Origin of the sequence: Trabulsiella odontotermitis, from assembly GCF_001188485.1 — a bacterium.
Lineage (GTDB): Bacteria > Pseudomonadota > Gammaproteobacteria > Enterobacterales > Enterobacteriaceae > Trabulsiella > Trabulsiella odontotermitis_A.
In genome coordinates this window covers 24,283-42,957 of record NZ_JNGH01000119.1, presented here as the reverse complement: position 1 = coordinate 42,957, position 18,675 = coordinate 24,283, and the positions used below count along the sequence as shown (strand labels likewise).

8 protein-coding genes, 1 tRNA gene and 5 pseudogenes are annotated in these 18,675 nt (G+C 54.7%); 5 read left to right on the top strand and 9 right to left on the bottom strand.

Annotated features, from left to right (window positions below; genetic code table 11):
• Positions 1 to 7: 7 nt before the first annotated feature.
• Together GM30_RS20955 and GM30_RS20950 are read right to left on the bottom strand one after the other, a co-directional pair.
• Positions 8 to 202 (bottom strand): DUF1127 domain-containing protein, encoded by a 195-nt coding sequence (locus GM30_RS20955; RefSeq protein ID WP_049850167.1) that lies wholly within the window; start codon positions 200 to 202, stop codon positions 8 to 10.
• Positions 203 to 295: 93 nt separating this feature from the next.
• Complete coding sequence (locus GM30_RS20950) at positions 296 to 577, bottom strand: hypothetical protein (RefSeq protein WP_202864733.1); 282 nt, start codon at positions 575 to 577, stop codon at positions 296 to 298.
• Between the two features lie 1,287 nt (positions 578 to 1,864).
• Between GM30_RS20950 and GM30_RS26440 the strand changes: the two genes are divergently transcribed.
• The 3 genes and pseudogenes from GM30_RS26440 to GM30_RS20935 all read left to right on the top strand — a co-directional run bounded on the left by GM30_RS26440 (position 1,865) and on the right by GM30_RS20935 (position 11,366).
• The gene (locus tag GM30_RS26440) at positions 1,865 to 8,470 is read left to right on the top strand and encodes an ESPR-type extended signal peptide-containing protein (protein ID WP_155484024.1); all 6,606 of its coding nucleotides are present in this window, start codon (positions 1,865 to 1,867) and stop codon (positions 8,468 to 8,470) included.
• A gap of 392 nt (positions 8,471 to 8,862) precedes the next feature.
• Positions 8,863 to 10,710, top strand: a pseudogene (locus GM30_RS26435) (autotransporter outer membrane beta-barrel domain-containing protein); the annotation flags it as partial.
• Between the two features lie 107 nt (positions 10,711 to 10,817).
• The gene (locus GM30_RS20935; protein ID WP_049850164.1) at positions 10,818 to 11,366 is read left to right on the top strand and encodes an invasion associated locus B family protein; all 549 of its coding nucleotides are present in this window, start codon (positions 10,818 to 10,820) and stop codon (positions 11,364 to 11,366) included.
• 175 nt (positions 11,367 to 11,541) lie between these two features.
• Here GM30_RS20935 and GM30_RS20930 read toward each other — a convergent pair.
• Together GM30_RS20930 and GM30_RS20925 are read right to left on the bottom strand one after the other, a co-directional pair.
• Positions 11,542 to 11,629: transfer RNA gene (locus GM30_RS20930), tRNA-Ser, on the bottom strand.
• 144 nt (positions 11,630 to 11,773) lie between these two features.
• Positions 11,774 to 13,390 carry an ABC transporter substrate-binding protein gene (locus GM30_RS20925; protein WP_049850163.1) on the bottom strand — a complete coding sequence of 539 codons (1,617 nt, stop codon included), beginning with the start codon at positions 13,388 to 13,390 and terminating at the stop codon, positions 11,774 to 11,776.
• A gap of 270 nt (positions 13,391 to 13,660) precedes the next feature.
• Between GM30_RS20925 and yccA the strand changes: the two genes are divergently transcribed.
• Positions 13,661 to 14,320, top strand: a complete 660-nt coding sequence (gene yccA, locus GM30_RS20920; RefSeq protein WP_038154607.1) for an FtsH protease modulator YccA — start codon at positions 13,661 to 13,663, stop codon at positions 14,318 to 14,320.
• Positions 14,321 to 14,407: 87 nt separating this feature from the next.
• Positions 14,408 to 14,614, top strand: a pseudogene (locus GM30_RS25050) (TusE/DsrC/DsvC family sulfur relay protein); the annotation flags it as partial.
• On the opposite strand, the pseudogene yccX reads toward GM30_RS25050, so the two are convergent.
• From yccX to dcuB, 5 genes and pseudogenes are all read right to left on the bottom strand, one after another.
• Positions 14,610 to 14,822, bottom strand: a pseudogene (yccX, locus tag GM30_RS20915) (acylphosphatase); the annotation flags it as partial. The pseudogenes GM30_RS25050 and yccX overlap by 5 nt on opposite strands.
• Positions 14,823 to 14,887: 65 nt before the next feature.
• Positions 14,888 to 15,697 (bottom strand): annotated as a pseudogene (locus GM30_RS20910) (FumA C-terminus/TtdB family hydratase beta subunit); the annotation flags it as partial.
• Positions 15,698 to 15,798: 101 nt separating this feature from the next.
• A pseudogene (locus tag GM30_RS27450) lies at positions 15,799 to 16,881 on the bottom strand (fumarate hydratase); the annotation flags it as partial.
• A gap of 103 nt (positions 16,882 to 16,984) precedes the next feature.
• The gene (locus tag GM30_RS26430) at positions 16,985 to 17,149 is read right to left on the bottom strand and encodes a hypothetical protein (protein WP_155484022.1); all 165 of its coding nucleotides are present in this window, start codon (positions 17,147 to 17,149) and stop codon (positions 16,985 to 16,987) included.
• Positions 17,150 to 17,235: 86 nt separating this feature from the next.
• A complete protein-coding gene (dcuB, locus tag GM30_RS20900) occupies positions 17,236 to 18,576 on the bottom strand; it encodes an anaerobic C4-dicarboxylate transporter DcuB (RefSeq protein ID WP_049850161.1) in 1,341 nt (446 codons plus the stop codon).
• Between the last annotated feature and the right edge of the window lie 99 nt (positions 18,577 to 18,675).

Sequence of the window (18,675 nt, the reverse complement as noted above, 5' to 3'; positions counted from 1 at the left end):
AAAACGGCTATGGGATGTCATCACGGGTAAGACCGATGTCCTTCAATTGTTCATCACTCATCTTTTGTAGCGCAATAGTTGATTTCCGGCGTGATTGTACTCTTTTAAGATATTTTACAAAGGAAATGAAAATAGCTTTCGAAATCGTTTTAAATAATAAGCATCTTATAAAGCAGCGGCTTTTCTTTCTTTTGCAGTCCATTTGAGATGCCTGCTAATCAAAATAAGGTAAACTGACAATATTTACTTTATTGTCAGTTCAGGAGTCAGGGACATATGGAGCATTAATTTTAAATTATTTTTCTTTCTCGATTAATTTGTGCGATGCATTAGCATCCAGATCCAGTGCATAAATTTTCTTTAACTCAGCGATACAAGCCAGGCTTTGCTCACCAAATGCACACTTACCCTCAAATGCATGGAGCACTATTCCTTCAACCAAATCCCCTAAACTCATATCGTGGTATTCGGCCAGGCCTTTTAGCACCTTAAGGATACGTTTTTCTATACGGAAGCCAGTTTGCACCCGTTCAATATTGAGAGAATCAGTCATTGGTTGTTCCTGTTCAGTTGTCATTACACTTCCTCATTCAAAAAGTGAGCGGTAACGTCAAGAAGCTCATAAACTAGGGGGTATACATAGTTACTTAGGTAACTTGTTACCAATGTAAGATCTATTCCTCATTATGTCAAGGGGCTTTAGCGGCAGTTGGATGAAACGGACCGGCGACCTTTAGGGAAGACAAAACAGAAATGCAGACTGATATGCACACTCTCATGAGTGAGAGGTTTGCGTACCCTCGCCTCGCACCCGCTGTCAAATACCTGTTCCACCGCTTAGACAGTGCTGACTGGTTAAGAAGTCATCAGGAGAGCATGCGGCTCCGTAATCGGAGAACAGATAAAATGGAATGCATAATAAATTCAGTGAATTACTTTTCGCGAGCTTTCTCTATGGCTGTATTCCTTTAGCTAATTGTGCTACTCGCCAAATTATTAGCAGACCATGCAACATGCATAAAATTCTTATATAGCCAAAATAAAATCTCATACAAACCTTCATATACTTACGACAACTCCGGAAAAACCAGGTAGTCAACTAAGTATCACTAAGAATTTATGAAGCCGTTAATTCAGTGCCGTTATTTGTTTCCCCGCCGCCAACTCTCTCCCTATATTGACTTGCTGACGGTGCAGTGCAAGACTGGAGTCGGAGAAATAACTTAAAGAGAATTAATCTGAAAAACATCACAAAGGATATAGTGGCAACCAACACGAACAATATTCAGATATATTCTTACCTCGATAGTGGTAATGTATTTTTATAAGGTACCTCAGCCAAATGAAACGCCTACGGGACAGGTAAACTCTGAAGAAAATTACATTACTTTCAATCAGATAGCCACCTTCTTTTGCAACACCCATTCCAGAAGGCCGCTAAAACAACGTCTTGTTCACGTTTCTTAATTTATCCATCGCGGTCTTGCATGGGGAGATTAACCAGAACCACAACCTAATATATTTCATCCTCAGGCAATAGCTATTGCGCTTCAGAAATAGACGCTGAAGTGCTGACGTCATTCCTCCTGACACGGTCGAAACCTGCTCTTTTAAATACAAATATTTATAAATCAATTTAATAAAAAATTATTTAACAGCATTAACAACAATAGAACATGAATAAAACAAATAGCCCTTTTTCAGTGTTTATCCGGGAACGCGGGTGTGGATCGCAGACCCCGGAATCACGCCGGAGACGCTCTCCGGAAATAGTAATAATCGCATCACATCGTGGTTTGAGCTCGGTGGTGCAGGATTCTTACAGAACAGATACCTGTGTGGTAGGGACTGGGATGTATAAGGGATGTCCATTATGAACAAAATCTATCGTGTTATCTGGAACAACACACTACGGGTCTTTCAGGTCTGCTCTGAACTGGTGAACGGTAAACAACAGGTATCATCCGTAAGCCAGACGCCCCACACTATTACCTGTGTAAACGATATCTCCTTTGCACACCGTCTTCCTTCACGAATCAGCGTGCTTTCTCTCCTGGTATTGATGGCCCTGCCCGGTATCGCCTTTGCTGACCTGGTCGTGGACAGCAGTCTGGGTACCCCTAATCTGACTGTCACCCAGGATAATCCTTATGCAGATGCCGGAAGCATTATTGTGGGCAGTACCAGTGGCGGGACGGGAGACCTCACCATCAGTAATGGTGGCACCGTCACGGGTGGCGCCAGTACAGCTGGATTGTCAGCCGGAGGCTCGGGAACCATCACGGTAGATGGCACCGGCTCGGTACTGAACACGACTGCCATGACAGTGGGACATGCCGGCGAGGGGATGTTAACCATTACGAACGGTGGTGTTGTAAACAGCACTGCCGGCAGCACGATTGGATTACTTGCGGGCAGCAAAGGTGTGGTTGATGTCAGCGGTGGCAGCCAGTGGAATTTATCAGGACAAAAACTGATAGTGGGCAGTGCAGGCACGGGAACGCTGAACATCTCCGGGGGGAGTTCAGTGATTACCGGTAATAGCGGTACGTCAGTAGGTGCTGGCGGTGAAATCACTATTGAGGGTACAGGTTCCAGTTTGTCATACGCAAACGGTGGCCTGCTGATTAATGGTGACCTCGCTATCACCGATGGCGGACAAGTCATCGGCTTAAGTAATCTTAGCCCAACCAATGTAAGCAGCGGCGGCACGCTCAGGGTCGACGGTACAGACTCCAGACTGACCTCCGGAAATTTTAATGTGGCTGCCGGCGGCTTAACGGCCATCACCGACGGAGGCAATGTTGTTACTCACGGCAGTTCCGGGGATACGATCAATGGTACGGTGACGGTGGACGGTGCTGGTTCCGTATGGACGGACAGTGGCAACTTTTTCATGGGGTCCGTTACCGGCACCACGCCTACAATAGCCATCACAAACGGAGGTGTCGTAAATCTTACGGCAGGTGGTCAAATGCGGACTAATGACGCGACCTCCCATACTCTCATTACGATTGATGGCGCAGGTTCCCGTCTCAGCACGGGCGGAACCTTTTATATGGAAGGCAAAAACCAGGCAGATCCTACCGCCATACAGGTCACTAATGGGGGGGCATTGAGTACTTATACCATTAACGTTGGCAGGCTTGCTTCGGATATCGCCAGCGTTACGGTAGAGGGTAATGGCTCCACCTGGACGACGACATCGACGACGAACATTGGACTTCAGGGTTCTGGTACCGTGACATTATCTGATGGTGCGCTGATGACTGCCGGTGGCGGCATCACGCTTGGCGCGCAAAAAGGCAGCACAGGCATATTGGATGTGAGTGGTGGAACCACCGTGAATGCCGTTAATGCCAGTGGCGTACTTCAGGGTCTGAAAGTTGGCGGCGGCGGCACGGGCACACTCAATATCCATGCCGACAGCAGCGTCACTGCCGGGGCCACACATATTGGCAGCGGCTATTATGGTGATGCTGGCACAGGCATCGTGAATGTGGATGGTACTAATGCGGTGCTGAATACCGTCGCCCTGAACGTCGGCAGCAATGGTTACGTGGGCGTTGGCACACTGAACATTACCAACAGTGGTCTGGTACAGAGCGCCGGTGCAAGCTATATCGGTAATGCCCTCAATGCCAGCTACAGCGCGAACAGCGCGGGTACCGTGAATGTCAGCAGTCATTCTCAGTGGGATCTTATCAATGCCAGCGGAGCAAAACAGTCACTGAATGTGGGCCAAAACGGGTCGGGTACGCTCAACGTGAATACCACTGGCAGCGTCACTGCCGGGACTGTCGCCCTTGGCGCCACTGTGACGGGGACTGGCGTGGTGAAGGTGGCCGGAACCGATGCCGTGCTGAACACCGCGGCCCTGACAGTGGGACGAGCAGGTACAGGTACTCTCACCATTACTGACAGCGGTATGGTGGACAGCATGGGTGCTGGCGTGGTGAGTCAGGATACGGGTAGCCAGGGTGACGTTGATGTCAGTAGTGGCGGACAGTGGAATCTAATAAATGCTGCTGGTGCCGGACAGACGCTGACGGTGGGCAGTGGCGGCTCCGGTACTCTCAATATCAACACCACCGCTACCGTCACGGCTGGCAATACCAATATAGGCTATGCGGCGACCGGTGTCGGTGCTGTAAATGTAGATGGTGAAGATGCCGTACTGAATACTGCAGCCCTGATAATGGGAATGAATGGTGAGGGTGAACTCACCATCACTGANGCGCTGAAGGTGGGTGATGCGGGTACAGGTATTCTTAATGTCAACACGACCGGTACGGTGACGGCGGGTAACACCACTATCGGCAACGCTGCGGCGGGTGTGGGTACGGTAAATGTCAGCGGTGTGGATGCCGTGATGAACACGACATCGCTGACCACAGGCGCCAGTGGTCAGGGCACACTCACCATCACTGAGGGTGGTGTGGTGAACACGACCGGTGCCGGATCTGGCATCACAGGCAGTGCGGCAGGCAGCACCGGTACCGTGACAGTGGACGGTGCGGGTTCGCAGTGGAACCTGACCGGCAGTCTGACCACGGGTGCGGCCGGTAACGGGACAATGGTTCTGACCAACAATGCCGTAGTGACCAGCAAGGGCGGCGCTGTGGGTAATACCGGTGCCGGTAACGGCTCGGTGGATGTCAGTAACGGTGCCGTCTGGAACAGCGCTGCATTAACTGCAGGACAGAGTGCCAGCCTCATTGTGGGCAATGCTGCAACCGGCACTATCAACATTCATGACGGCGGTACGGTTGAGTCATTCTCCACTATTCTGGGAAATGCAGCGACGGGCGATGGCTCCGTGACGGTGGACAGCACTGACTCGATACTGAATACCGTTGACCTGACAGTAGCTCAGTCCGGTACGGGGTCAGTGGATATCACACATGGTGGCAGGGTAAGTGTCAGCGATACCAGTACAGTCGGTGCAGGTACAGGCAGTAACGGCACTGTCACAGTGGATGGCGCCGATTCTCAGTGGCTGGCAGACAGTCTGGTTGTGGGTGATTCAGGTACCGGTACTGTGACGCTCACCGATGGCGCGTTATTGCAGGCCAGCGGTCAGAGTATCATTGGTAAATCAGCCAGCGGTAACGGTGCGGTTAACGTCAGTTCCGGCGCGGTGTGGAACAACACCACAAATGCGACAGAAGTGGGATTATCAGGAACCGGTTCTCTTAATATCGATGCGAACGGTACGGTAAACACAGACAGCTTCGTTGTCGGGGTGGCAGCCGGGGGTGAAGGTACCGTCAGTGTAGACGGTGCTGATGCCGTACTGAATACCGGGGTAGCCTCAGGCCCGGTCTGGGCCGTGGGGTATATGGGTACCGGTGACGTGCAGGTCCGTAACGGTGGCCTGATGACGTCAAAAGGCGGCACGCTTGGGCAATATGCTGGCAGTAACGGCACTGTCACTGTCAGCAGTGGCGGGCAGTGGACCGTCGATAACAGCACCATGCTTCCGCTGATAGTAGGCGATGCCGGAACCGGGACGCTCAATATTAACGCTGGCGGTAACGTCACTGCTGAAAGCATTACGGCCGGCGCAGAAGCCAGCGGTACGGGTCTGATCAACGTCAATCAGGCGGGGCATCTCGATATCGGCGGTTCGTCAATCATCGGGAAGTATGGTAACGGCACCCTGAATATCACTGAAGGGGGGACCGTAAACAGCAATGCCGGCCTCATCCTTGGGGGACTGAATGGCCCAACCCAACCGGGGGNGGGGCTGGCCGTAGGACAGGCAGGAACAGGCTTCGTTAATATACGCAGCGGAGGTGCGGTCATTGAAAGCAGCCTCACCGGCGTCGGGGTGCTGGCGACCACCTCAGGTACTATTACTGTAGACGGCGCGGGCTCCCTGCTTCGATCCCCGCTCGTTTATCTGGGAATGGCAGGCTCCGGCACCCTCACCCTGAGCAACAACGGTACGCTGGATACCGACAACCCACTGGAAATCGCGATGCAGACTGGCAGCACCGGCACACTCAACATTGGTGCGGCCCATGGCGATGCGGCAGCGGGTGCCGGGGTTATCACCGGCGCAGACAGTGTGAACATGGGGGCTGGCAGTGCCTCGCTGGTGTTTAATCATACTGAGACTGACCCGACCACGGCGGGTGGCTACCAGTTCACCCCACTGATTACCGGCAACGGTACTGTGATGCAGGATGCAGGCCATACGGTCCTGAGTAAAGAGAATACCTTCAGCGGTGCCACACAGATTAACGGTGGCGTCCTCACCACTACCGTGCAGTCCACCACGGGCAATACTGGTCTGGGCACCAGTGCGGTGAACATTGCCGCGCCAGGTACGCTGGACGTTGCCGGTGCCACGACAGACGGTACGGGTAACTTTACTTTCAATAATGTGCTCACCGGCAGCGGTCTGCTGAGTGTGGACCTGGCGTCTGCGGACGACACCTTTTCGTTTGCCTCCTCAACCGGAACGGCCTTTACGGGCACGGCGGACCTGCAGGACAGCACCTTTGCCCTGTCCGGAGATAATGCTGCGGCGCTGACACAGGCCCTGCTGATGACCAGCGCCGGTAACACCACGATGGTGAGCGGCGGGGTTCAGCATACGGACGGACTGGCTTTCAATGGTGGTACGCTGGCGCTGGATATTTCCCTGCCGGGTGCCGCACAGTCTGATGGCGTCCTGAAGACGGGAACGCTGGTTGCCGGTGCAGGCACCTTCAGCCGCAACGGTCGTGATTTTCAGGCGAACGGAATCGGCAATGTTCAGGTGACACTCACCGACCCATGGAATGACCCGGGTCTGACGGCAGACCCGGATACCCGCCTGAACCTGTTGCAGCAGGATGATACAAGGCCGGGTATTCAGCTGGTACAGGCAGACACGGTCATCGGCTCCGGCGGCGCTCTGACGCTCACCGACCAGAACGGGAATGCCACTGGCACCGACGAGAGCATTGCCATCGCACAGAACGGCACGGTTGTGGCTGACGGTCAGTACGGTATCCGCCTGACCACGGCGCCGGGAGACGGTCTGTATGTGAATTATGGTCTGAAGGAAGTGGATATCCGTGCCGGGCAGACCCTGACGCTGGCTGAGTTCGCGGGAGCCAGCGGTGCAGATGCGGACCTGTCGGCGAAAATATCCGGTACCGGTCATCTTGCCATCAGTACAGCCGGACAGGTTTCCCTGTCAAATGGTCTTAACGACTACAGCGGGACCACACAGGTACAGGCAGGGACATTGCGGACGGATGCTGACGGTGCGCTGGGTGACACCCGTGAGCTGCATATCTACAGTACTGCGAAGGCTGACCTGAACGGTACTGAGCAAACTGCCGGTCAACTGGCGGGTGATGTCGATTCCGTCCTCAACATTAACGGCGGTGCGCTGAACCTGTCCAGTGGCGGTTACAGCAACGGCAGCCTGACCGGTGCCGGTAGTCTGAATGTCACCGGCGGCACGCTGACGATTGACGGTGCCAACGGTGACCTGAGCGCGACTACCGCCATCAGCAATGGCGCGCAAGTGGTGATGAATGATGCACAGGGCGCAGGTACCGGTGATATTAAGGATAACGGCACCCTGACGCTGGACGGTGTCACGGGGTCGCTCGCGAACCGTCTCAGCGGAGAGGGGATCGTATCGCTGAATAACGCAACGGATGTGATGGCGACAGCGGATAACCGCCTGTTTACCGGGACCTGGGATGTTACAGATGGGACCCAACTGCATGCCTCCGGGACGGAGAACACGGGAACAGCCACGGTCAGTACCCATAACACCGGTATCCTGTCACTGGATGCCTATGACGGCGACCTGGACAGCCGGGTCACCGGAGCCGGAACGGTAGCCCTGACCGACAATGCGGAAGTGACGGTCACGGACGCCGGCAGTCCGTTTACCGGTACATACGATGTACAGACCGGCAGCACGCTGCACGTCACTGACGCCACACTGCCAGCGACAGCCACCCTGAACGACAACGGGTTGATTGATCTCGCCACCGCAGGCGCGTTTACCCTGCAGAATGTCCTGACCGGTGCCGGTGTGCTGCAGGTGGATACGGCGGGCGAGGCATTTAACTTCTCATCAACAGCAGGCAACGCCTTTACCGGAACCGTTGACCTGAACAATGCGACACTGGATCTGAGTGGCGTGAACACTTCTGCCCTGACCAGCGCCATTCTGAAAGCGAATGTCGGTAGTATCACTACAGTGGCAGACGGGGAGCAGACCATCGGTGGTCTCGCGTTTGCCGGTGGTGAGATGGTGTTTAACGCGATGGCGCCTGACGGGAAAATGGCTGACAGCCATGTAACTGTCGACACGCTGGATGCATCCGGTAACGGCACGGTGCAGATTATCATCCCTGAAACCTATGTTCCTGACCATGAGACTGACGCCCGGGCGTCCCTGATGACCCACTGGTCAGCGCCACGCAGGTCACCGGCAGTGGCGGTAATCTGATACTGCAGGGCCAGAACGGCAACACTATCAGTGATGCCACAGAAGTGGATATCGTCCAGGGCGGTAACACGGTGGCAAAAGGCACCTGGGACTTCCGTCTCACCACCACCGGGACCACCGGCAGCGAGGATGGTCTGTATGTGAATTACGGTCTGAAAGCGCTGGAAATCCTGCAGGACCAGACCCTGACGCTCGACGGGACACCGGGAGCCACCGGTGCGGCCGCAGACCAGTCTGCCCGCATCACGGGTAGCGGTAACCTCGCTATCAGTACGACGGGCGGTGATGTGCTGTCGCTCTCCAGCAGCGGTAACGACTACACCGGTGACACCACTGTGCTCAGTGGTACCCTGCGTACTGATGTGGACGGTGCGCTGGGTGGCACCGCGACGCTGGCGATTAACAGCGGTGCGAAAGCGGACCTTAACGGCACCACCCAGTCAGCCGGACGCCTGAATACCGCGCAGAACGGGACGCTGGCACTGAATGACGGGACGCTGAATCTGTCACAGGGTGGCAGCGTACAGGGAGAAATAACCGGGGGCGGTCAGCTTAATGTGAACAACGGTGTCCTGACAGTGGAAAGTACGAACGGTGACATGACAGCCGGCGTGGCGGTGGCTGACGGTGCCACAATAGTACTGGCGTCGCCTGAGACGGTACTGGGTGGCGCGGGTGCCGGTGATGTGACGGTGGCATCCGGCGGTATGCTGGGCGGACAGGGTCTGGTGGGCGGCAACGTCGTGAACAGCGGCACCCTCAGTGCCATGAATGCCCTGCCCGGCCATGAAGCGGCGGCGGCTGGCCTGCTTACACTGGGCGGTAACCTGACCAGTAGCGGCACACTGAACCTTGCCGGCAGCAAAACGGGCAACCAGTTAGTGGTCAACGGTAACTATACCGGCAAGGACGGTCTGCTGGCTCTTAACACGGTACTTAACGGTGATGACTCGCCGACGGACAAACTGACTGTGCACGGTGACACCAGTGGCAGCACCCGGGTTGAGGTGAATAACGTGGGCGGCAGCGGTGCACAGACGGTAAACGGCATTGAACTGGTGCAGGTGGATGGAAACTCAGCCGGTAACTTTGCATTAACGAAGGGTACCGTGGAAGCCGGGGCGTATGTCTATACGCTGGCGAAAGGAACGGGTGATGCAGCGAAGAACTGGTATCTGACCAGTAAATGGAACGGTGCTGTTCCGCCGCAGGACCCGGTTAAACCGCCGGTGGTCGACCCGACTGCGCCGGACGCGCTGCGCCCGGAAGCGGGCAGCTATATCAGCAACATCGCGGCGGCCAACACGCTGTTTAACCACCGCCTGCACGACCGTCTCGGCGAACCGCAGTACACCGACGCCCTGCATAACGGCAATGACAATGTCAGCAGCATGTGGATGCGCCACGTCGGCGGCCACGAGCGTTCTTCTGCCGGTGACGGTCAGTTGAAGACACAGAGCAACCGCTATGTGCTGCAGCTGGGCGGCGATATCGCGCAGTGGAGCACCGACGGCCTTGACCGCTGGCATCTGGGCGTGATGGGTGGCTATGCCAATGAGCACAGCAACACCCGCAGCGACCGCGCCGGTTACGGCTCAGACGGACGCGTCAGCGGTTACAGTGCCGGTCTGTACGGCACCTGGTACCAGAATGACGCGGACAAAACCGGGGCGTATGTGGACAGCTGGATGCTGTACAACTGGTTCGACAGCAGCGTGACCGCCGACAACCGTGAGCGCGATGAGTACAAATCTAAAGGGCTGACCGCCTCGCTGGAAGCCGGTTATACCCTGAAAGCCGGTGAATTTTACGGCAGCCAGGGCACGCTGAACACCTGGTACGTACAGCCGCAGGCACAGGTCACCTGGATGGGCGTGAAGGATAACGCGCACACCCGGCACGACGGCACCCGCATCGAAACGCAGGGCGACGGCAATATCCAGACGCGTCTCGGCGTAAGAACATACCTGAACAGTCACCATAAAATGGATGACGGTAAACAGCGTGAGTTCCAGCCGTTCGTGGAAGTGAACTGGATCCACAACACCCAGGCCTTTGGTGTGAAGATGGACGGAACGACGGTGAGTCGTGACGGTGCCCGCAACCTGGGTGAAGTGCGTACCGGTGTGGAAGGCAAGCTGAACGATCGCCTGAGCGTCTGGGGCAGTGTTGGCGTGCAGATGGGTGACAAAGGCTACAGCAACACCCAGGGCATGCTGGGGGTGAAATACAACTGGTAAGTCACGGAAAATAAGCCACCGGGGACCAGGGGCCGGAATTACCGGCTCCATGGTCAGGTTCTGTTATCCGGGGACAGGGTAACGACAATATAAAAACAGAGGAATGAATGAAACGTTTATTAACCGGAGTAGCGTTAATTTATATGTCCGCAGGATTTCAGGCTCAGGCCGTTTTGCCCGATGGTGCCGATGCTGTGGTACTTCAGGAGCGTTATGGAAACTGGATGGTTATCTGTCAGGAAAATACGGACACAGCAGGGACTGTCTGCTCTGCCCTGCAGTTGCAGACAAATGCGGGCGCCAGAGTACTCTCCGCTGAACTGAGCGGTGATCCGGAGACGTCCTTAACCGGAAAACTGACTCTGCCATTTGGACTGGCGCTTGCAGAAGGCGTCAGGCTGTCTGCTGATGATAAGAATCTGGATACGCTGAAGTTCAGTACGTGTGTACCGGAAGGGTGTGTCGTTCCTGTTCAGTGGGATAAAGAGCAGGTGAAGATACTGATGAAAGCTAATAAATGGACGCTGACAGGCAAAAATTCAGGAGGTGGTGCTGAGAAAATTGAACTGCAGTTACCGGTTAACGGACTGGATAAAGCCCTGCAGCGAATTCAGGTCTTACAGGGGAAAAAAACTGACACACCACCGTCTCCATGAAGGGGCAATCATACATGACGGAGAATAATCTGCCCGTTTGTAATTTGTCCGGTCACATTTGTCGGAAAGGGATTCAGTCAGGCAGTAAAATCGTCGATTCAGGAGAAATATTCGAACTGTATTCCAATAGCCCAAAAAACAAAGGGGTTACCTTTCGGTAACCCCTTGTTTAATCTGGCGGAAGCGCAGAGATTCGAACTCTGGAACCCTTTCGGGTCGCCGGTTTTCAAGACCGGTGCCTTCAACCGCTCGGCCACACTTCCGGAATGAGGCGCACTATAAACATCCCTGTTCTTCGTGTAAAGCCTGTTTTTGATCGTTTGCCTGAAAAACCATCAAAATGCGGTTTTTCGGTTGAAATAGCAGCGCATTGACCCGTTATTCAGCATCTTAGCGCGCTATCAGGCTTAATGTTTTTTGATGTACATGTCCTTCGTGTAGTAATACCCGAGCTGATCCGGGTTGAATCCTCCCACCCAGGGCTTAACCAGATGGCTGCGAACGTAGTGGTAAACCGGTATTGCCGGGACATCCTGTCCCAGGCTGTCTTCTGCCTGTTGGTAGTATTTTCCGCGTTCTGCCACGTCTTTTGCTTTCGACGCGTTGATCAGCGCTTCATCGAACGCCGGGCTACTGTAGCGGCTGGTGTTTTCACTGTCACCGGTACGGAAATTGTTCAGAAACGTCGAGGCGTCGTCATAGTCAGCAATCCAGGCATATCGCACCACGTCAAAATTGCCGGTGTGCATGTTATCGAGCATGGTCTTCCATTCCTGATTTTGCAGTTTCACCTCCACACCAAGGTTCTTTTTCCACATTGAGCTGGCGGCAATGGCGATACGCTGGTGCGATTCCTGCGTGTTGTACAGCAGGTTGAAGGTGAGCGGATGATCTTTGCCAAAGCCAGCTGCTTCCAGCAGCTTCTGCGCCTCGCTGATGCGTTTTTCCATCGGCCAGCTGGCGTAGTCCGGGTTAGTCAATTTAACGCCGCCAATATCGGACTGGCTAAGCAGCCAGGCCGCACGCTGCCCCTGCCCCAGCACTTTTTGCGCAATGATCTCTTTATCCAGCGCCATATTCAGCGCCCGACGCACGCGCGGATCGTTAAACGGCGGTTTGGTGGTGTTGAACTGGTAGTAATAGGTCGCCAGCTGCGGCTTCACATTGACCTGATCGCCCAGCGTTTTCTTTAGCGAGGCGAACTGGTTAATCGGCACTGTCGAGGTAATGTCAATCTCACCCGCACGATAGCGATTCACATCAGCAGTCTCAGACGCAATCGGCAGGTATGTGACGGTATTGATAATCGTATGCGCGTCATCCCAGTAGCGAGGGTTACGCTGCGCCATGATGCGCTCATTCACCACCCACTGTGAGAGTTTATACGGGCCGCTGGTGACGATATGCTCGGGTTGCGTCCACTTATCGCCAAAACGGGCAATCAGGATTTTATCGACCGGCACCATCGACTGGTGTGCCAGCATCGGCAAAAACGCCGCGTTGGGCTGCGTCAGCGTCACCTGCAGCGTGGTGTCGTTGAGCGCCTTCACGCCCAGCGTATCGGGGGCTTTTTTGCCATCGGCAATCTCTGCCGCATTAACAATGTGCATGTTTGCCGGATACGTGGCGTACGGCGAACCCACCAGACGCTGCCAGCTCCAGACGATATCCTGCGCCGTAATGGCGGTGCCATCGGACCAGGTGACGCCGGGGCGTAAATGGAAGGTCCAGACGGTATTGTTTTCTTCTTCCCATTTTTCAGCCAACCGCGGCTCGACCTGACCGTCAACATTGACCGATACCAGCCCTTCGAACATATCCTTGATAATGTTCGCTTCGACATCACTTTCGACTTTGTGTGGGTCGAGCGACGACGGCTCGCTGCCGTTATTTCTGACCAGCGTCTGATCCGCCGCCAGCTCCGTTCCCGCAGGCACCGTGGCGGCAAAAGCTGACGATGTCACGCACAGCAGCCCTGTCGTCAGTAATCGTTGCGTAATGCGATTGTGTTTAGGTGATTTCATATCCATTGCCTTATGCAGAAAATTTTTGCGACACTGCATCCACTCTTAGACGTGGAATAGTGATAAAGCAATAATTTTCAGTAACCTATAAGATGTCGATCTGCTTCGCCAAATGAAAAAATCGTTTATGCTGCATTTATGATTAACGGTGAAATAATCTGCTATTCATAGCCGGGGCGAAATCAGTAAAGTTGGGTAAAAGCATTAGGGCTTTTTCTTTCGTTTTTTTATGCTTCTTCGTTAATGATATCTGTCATAAGAGAGTGACTTATGGATCGTATAATTACCTCGTCACGCGATCGTTCATCGCTGCTGAGTACGCATAAAGTTCTGCGTAATACCTATTTTCTGCTCAGCCTGACGCTGGCATTTTCTGCCATCACGGCCACGGCCAGCACCGTGCTGATGCTGCCTTCGCCGGGGCTGATCCTGACGCTGGTCGGCATGTATGGTCTGATGTTCCTGACCTACAAGCTGGCAAACAAACCCAGCGGTATCCTGGCGGCCTTCGCCTTTACCGGCTTCCTGGGTTACATCCTGGGTCCGATTCTTAATGCTTATCTCTCTGCCGGGATGGGCGATGTGATCGGCATGGCGCTGGGCGGTACCGCGCTGGTGTTCTTCTGCTGCTCGGCCTACGTGCTGACCACCCGCAAAGACATGTCCTTCCTTGGCGGCATGCTGATGGCGGGCATCGTGGTGGTGCTGATTGGTATGGTGGCGAACATCTTCCTGCAACTGCCGGCGCTGCACCTGGCGATTAGCGCGGTGTTCATCCTGATTTCTTCAGGCGCCATCCTGTTTGAGACCAGCAACATCATCCGCGGCGGCGAAACTAACTACATTCGCGCCACCGTCAGCCTGTATGTCTCGCTGTACAACATCTTTGTCAGCCTGCTGAGCATTCTTGGGTTCGCCAGCAGAGACTAACGGTTAGCGTTCGACACTCAAGCCCCGCTTATGCGGGGCTTTCTTTTTTGCTACACTGCCGCCAGTTCGTTTGGATTATGAAGACTTATGTTTATTTTTGACGGCAAAGAAATTGAGACCGATAGCGAAGGCTATCTGAAAGACACGACGCAGTGGAGTGAGCCGATGGCCGCGACCATCGCCGAAAACGAAGGCATCGCCCTCTCCCCCGAACACTGGGAAGTGGTGCGTTTTGTGCGCGCGTTTTACCTCGAATTCAATACCTCACCGGCGATCCGCATGCTGNCCCCCGCGCGCTCCGCGGCCCTCCCGCTTTTAACCAGTCGATTAACGCATCCACCTGTTGCGCGTCGCCACAGGCCAGCACCTCGACGCTGCCATCATCCAGATTGCGGGCGTAGCCAGTCAGCCCCAGTTTCAGCGCTTCACGTTGCGTACTGTAACGAAACCCGACGCCCTGAACGATGCCGTGAACCCATGCAAGCGTGCAGACGTTTGCCATCATTGTTCTCCTGTAATGCCTGTCTCTTTACACTGTCAGAATAGCAAACTGGAGAACAATGTTGTTCACTTCACGCAGCGCGTGCACTGCGATGACTGGATCTGCTGGAAGAAATCGTTGCCTTTGTCATCCACCAGGATAAACGCCGGGAAATCTTCCACCTCGATTTTCCAGATAGCCTCCATGCCGAGTTCCGGGTATTCCACGCATTCCAGGCTTTTGATACTGCCCTGCGCCAGTACCGCCGCCGGGCCGCCAATGCTGCCGAGGTAGAAACCGCCGTGCTTATGACAGGCGTCCGTCACCTGCTGGCTGCGGTTGCCTTTCGCCAGCATGATCATGCTGCCGCCTTCGGACTGGAGCTGATCGACGTAGGAATCCATACGCCCTGCGGTGGTGGGCCCCAGCGAACCGGAGGCGTACCCTTCCGGCGTTTTGGCCGGACCGGCGTAGTAGATCGGGTGATCCTTGATGTACTGCGGCAGCCCCTCGCCTTTGTCCATCCGCTCTTTCAGCTTCGCGTGGGCGATATCGCGCCCGACAATAATGGTGCCGGTCAGCGACAGGCGCGTGGACACCGGGTACTGCGACAGTTGGTTGAGGATCTCGCTCATCGGACGGTTCAGATCCACGCGCACCGCTTCACCCTCACCCGCCTTACGCAGCGATTCCGGGATGTATTTGCCCGGGTTATCTTCCAGTTTTTCCAGCCAGATGCCGTGACGGTTGATCTTCGCCTTGATGTTGCGGTCCGCCGAGCAGGAGACGCCCATCCCCACCGGGCAGGAGGCGCCGTGGCGCGGCAGACGGATAACGCGGACATCGTGCGCAAAGTATTTACCACCAAACTGTGCGCCGAGACCAAGATCCTGCGCCGCTTCCAGCAGCTCTTTTTCCAGCTGCACGTCCCGGAACGCCTGGCCGTGCTCATTACCTTCCGTCGGCAGACCGTCGTAGTATTTGGTCGAGGCCAGCTTCCCACCGGGCAGGAGGCGCCGTGGCGCGGCAGACGGATAACGCGGACATCGTGCGCAAAGTATTTACCGCCAAACTGCGCGCCGAGACCAAGATCCTGCGCCGCTTCCAGCAGCTCTTTTTCCAGCTGCACATCGCGGAACGCCTGGCCGTGCTCGTTACCTTCCGTCGGCAGACCGTCGTAGTATTTGGTCGAGGCCAGCTTGACGGTTTTCAGCGTCGATTCGGCAGACGTGCCGCCAATCACAAACGCGATATGGTACGGCGGGCAGGCCGCGGTGCCGAGGGTACGCATTTTCTCAACCAGGTAGTTTTTCAGTTTACCCGGCGTCAGCAACGCTTTGGTTTCCTGATACAGGTAGGTTTTGTTGGCCGAGCCGCCGCCCTTGGCGATGCAGAGGAATTTGTACTCGTCGCCGTCCACGCTGTAGAGGTCAATCTGCGCCGGCAGGTTGGTGCCGGTGTTAACCTCCTTGTACATGTCCAGCGCCGCGTTCTGCGAGTAACGCAGGTTATCTTCGATATAGGTGTTGTACACCCCGAGGAATTTGTACTCGTCGCCGTCCACGCTGTAGAGGTCAATCTGCGCCGGCAGGTTGGTGCCGGTGTTGACCTCTTTGTACATGTCCAGCGCCGCGTTCTGCGAGTAACGCAGGTTATCTTCGATATAGGTGTTGTACACCCCACGGGCCAGTGCCGCTTCGTCACCGCCGCCGGTCCAGACGCGCTGGCCTTTTTTACCGGTGATGATCGCCGTACCGGTGTCCTGGCAGGTCGGCAGAATGCCCTTCGCAGCGATTTCAGAGTTGCGCAGGAACTGCAGCGCGACGTATTTGTCGTTCTCGCTGGCATCCGGGTCGCTGAGGATATCGGCCACCTGCTGCTGATGCGCCGGGCGCAGCATAAACGAGGCATCGTGGAAGGCGTGTTGCGCGAGCAAGGTCAGCGCCTGCGGGTCTACTTTGAGGATCTCCTGCCCTTCAAATTCTGCAACGGACACATAATCGGAACTGAGGAGGTAGTATTCGGTGTCATCCTTTGAAAGGGGAAAAGGATCCTGATAATGAAAGGGTTTGTTCGACATTGTTTTCTCACTGATCGTTGTGGCTATTTATGATTCAGGCAGATATGCACACAGTTCTGCGCCTCCACTGACGGAGGCGAAAGTGAGCGGAAACCCGCTGTCGTTAACTGCGCTGTTCATGCCCGGCTTTTTTTCGTGGTGAGAGGGGGTACCGGTATTGTTTGTAAGAAGCATGTTTGCGCATGAAGGAGTCCAGCAAAAACTGCGTATCCTGCTTCTCATCTTTTTTCACACCAGCAACGCCGGTATTTTCTTTCTTGATTGCCATTTTCATTTTCCTGACATCTTTTCACCGGAGCCGATCGCCATGACGGCTGTCACGCCAGTCAGCCCCGGTGAATACAAACAGGCTTCTTACAGGAATCCGTACATAGCGGCAAAGATCCAGCCAAATACGCAGGATACGCTGACGCCAATCAGACCCGGCAGAATGAAGCTGTGGTTAATAACAAAGCGGCCAATGCGGGTGGTTCCGGAGCGGTCGAACTGAATCGCCGCCAGATCGCTTGGGTAAGTCGGCAGAATGTAGTAGCCGTAGCACGCCGGGGCAGACGCCACGATGTACGCCGGATCGACGCCGATAGCCAGTGCGACAGGAACAATCGCCGCCAGTGCGGCCGCCTGGGAGTTAACAAACTTAGATACCAGCAGCAGAACAATCGCATAAGCCCATGGATACTCTTTCACCATTTCGCCCAGTACGCCCTGGATTTCAGACATATGCGCGCCGAACATGGTTTCAGCCATCCAGGCGATACCATACACCGCTACAATCGCGATCATCCCGGAACGGAAGACTTCGTTTTTAGAAATAGACGCCGGGTTGGTTTTCGTCAGGATGATAATCAGCGCCCCGGTCAATAGCATGAACATCTGGATGACCAGCACCATTGACAGCGCTTTTCCACCAAACGTAGGACGCAGTTCAGAGAAGGCACCCAGGATGGAAACCACGGCGATGGAGCCGAGGAAGATCCACATTGCCAGCCAGTTGCTTTTCGGCAGTTTTTTGTCCAGCAGCGTGGCGGTGTCACCATACACATAGTGATGGTTTTCCGGCACAGAGATGAATTTCTGGAAATCTTCGTCTTTATCCAGATCCTTACCGCGGAACCAGCTGAAAATACCGATCGCCAGGATACCGATCAGCGTGGACGGGATAGTGATAGCGAGCAGATCGAGGAACTCCAGATGCTTGCCTTCGAAAGTCACGTTACCCAACATAGCGACCAGAGAAACCACTGCCACGGAGACCGGGCTGGCGATAATCCCCATTTGCGCGCCGATGGAACTGGCCGCCATTGGGCGTTCCGGACGAATGTTGTTTTTGATCGCCACATCATAAATGATCGGCAGAATGGTGTAGACCACGTGCCCGGTACCGCAGAGGATAGTCAGTGTACAGGTCACGAACGGTGCGACGATGGAGACGTATTTCGGGTTGCGACGCAGCATTTTCTCGGCGATCTGCAACATGACATCCAACCCGCCCGACGCCTGCAAGGTTGCCGAGGCGGCGACCACGGCGATGATCACCAGCATAACGTCAACAGGCGGTTTACCGGGTTCGAGATGGAAAACGAAAACCAGAATGACCAGACCGATACCGCCTAACAAACCCAGCGCGATACCGCCTTTTCTGGCACCATAAAACAAACATATTAATATTATGAGAAGTTGTATACTAAATAGCATTTATTTACCCTCGCGATAAAACTATCCAATTTTGATAAATAGATCACAGCCATGTTCTGTTTTTTGTGAATTGGGTGCAGAGCCTGGCCAATATTCGTT

Bases quoted from the DNA above. Each gene is read 5' to 3' on its own strand.
- GM30_RS20950 (WP_202864733.1), bottom strand. From the start codon at position 577: ATGACAACTGAACAGGAACAACCAATGACTGATTCTCTCAATATTGAA.
- GM30_RS20955 (WP_049850167.1), bottom strand. From the start codon at position 202: ATGGACTGCAAAAGAAAGAAAAGCCGCTGCTTTATAAGATGCTTATTA.
- dcuB (WP_049850161.1), bottom strand. From the start codon at position 18,576: ATGCTATTTAGTATACAACTTCTCATAATATTAATATGTTTGTTTTAT.
- GM30_RS20925 (WP_049850163.1), bottom strand. From the start codon at position 13,390: ATGAAATCACCTAAACACAATCGCATTACGCAACGATTACTGACGACA.
- GM30_RS20935 (WP_049850164.1), top strand. From the start codon at position 10,818: ATGAAACGTTTATTAACCGGAGTAGCGTTAATTTATATGTCCGCAGGA.
- GM30_RS26430 (WP_155484022.1), bottom strand. From the start codon at position 17,149: ATGGCAATCAAGAAAGAAAATACCGGCGTTGCTGGTGTGAAAAAAGAT.
- yccA (WP_038154607.1), top strand. From the start codon at position 13,661: ATGGATCGTATAATTACCTCGTCACGCGATCGTTCATCGCTGCTGAGT.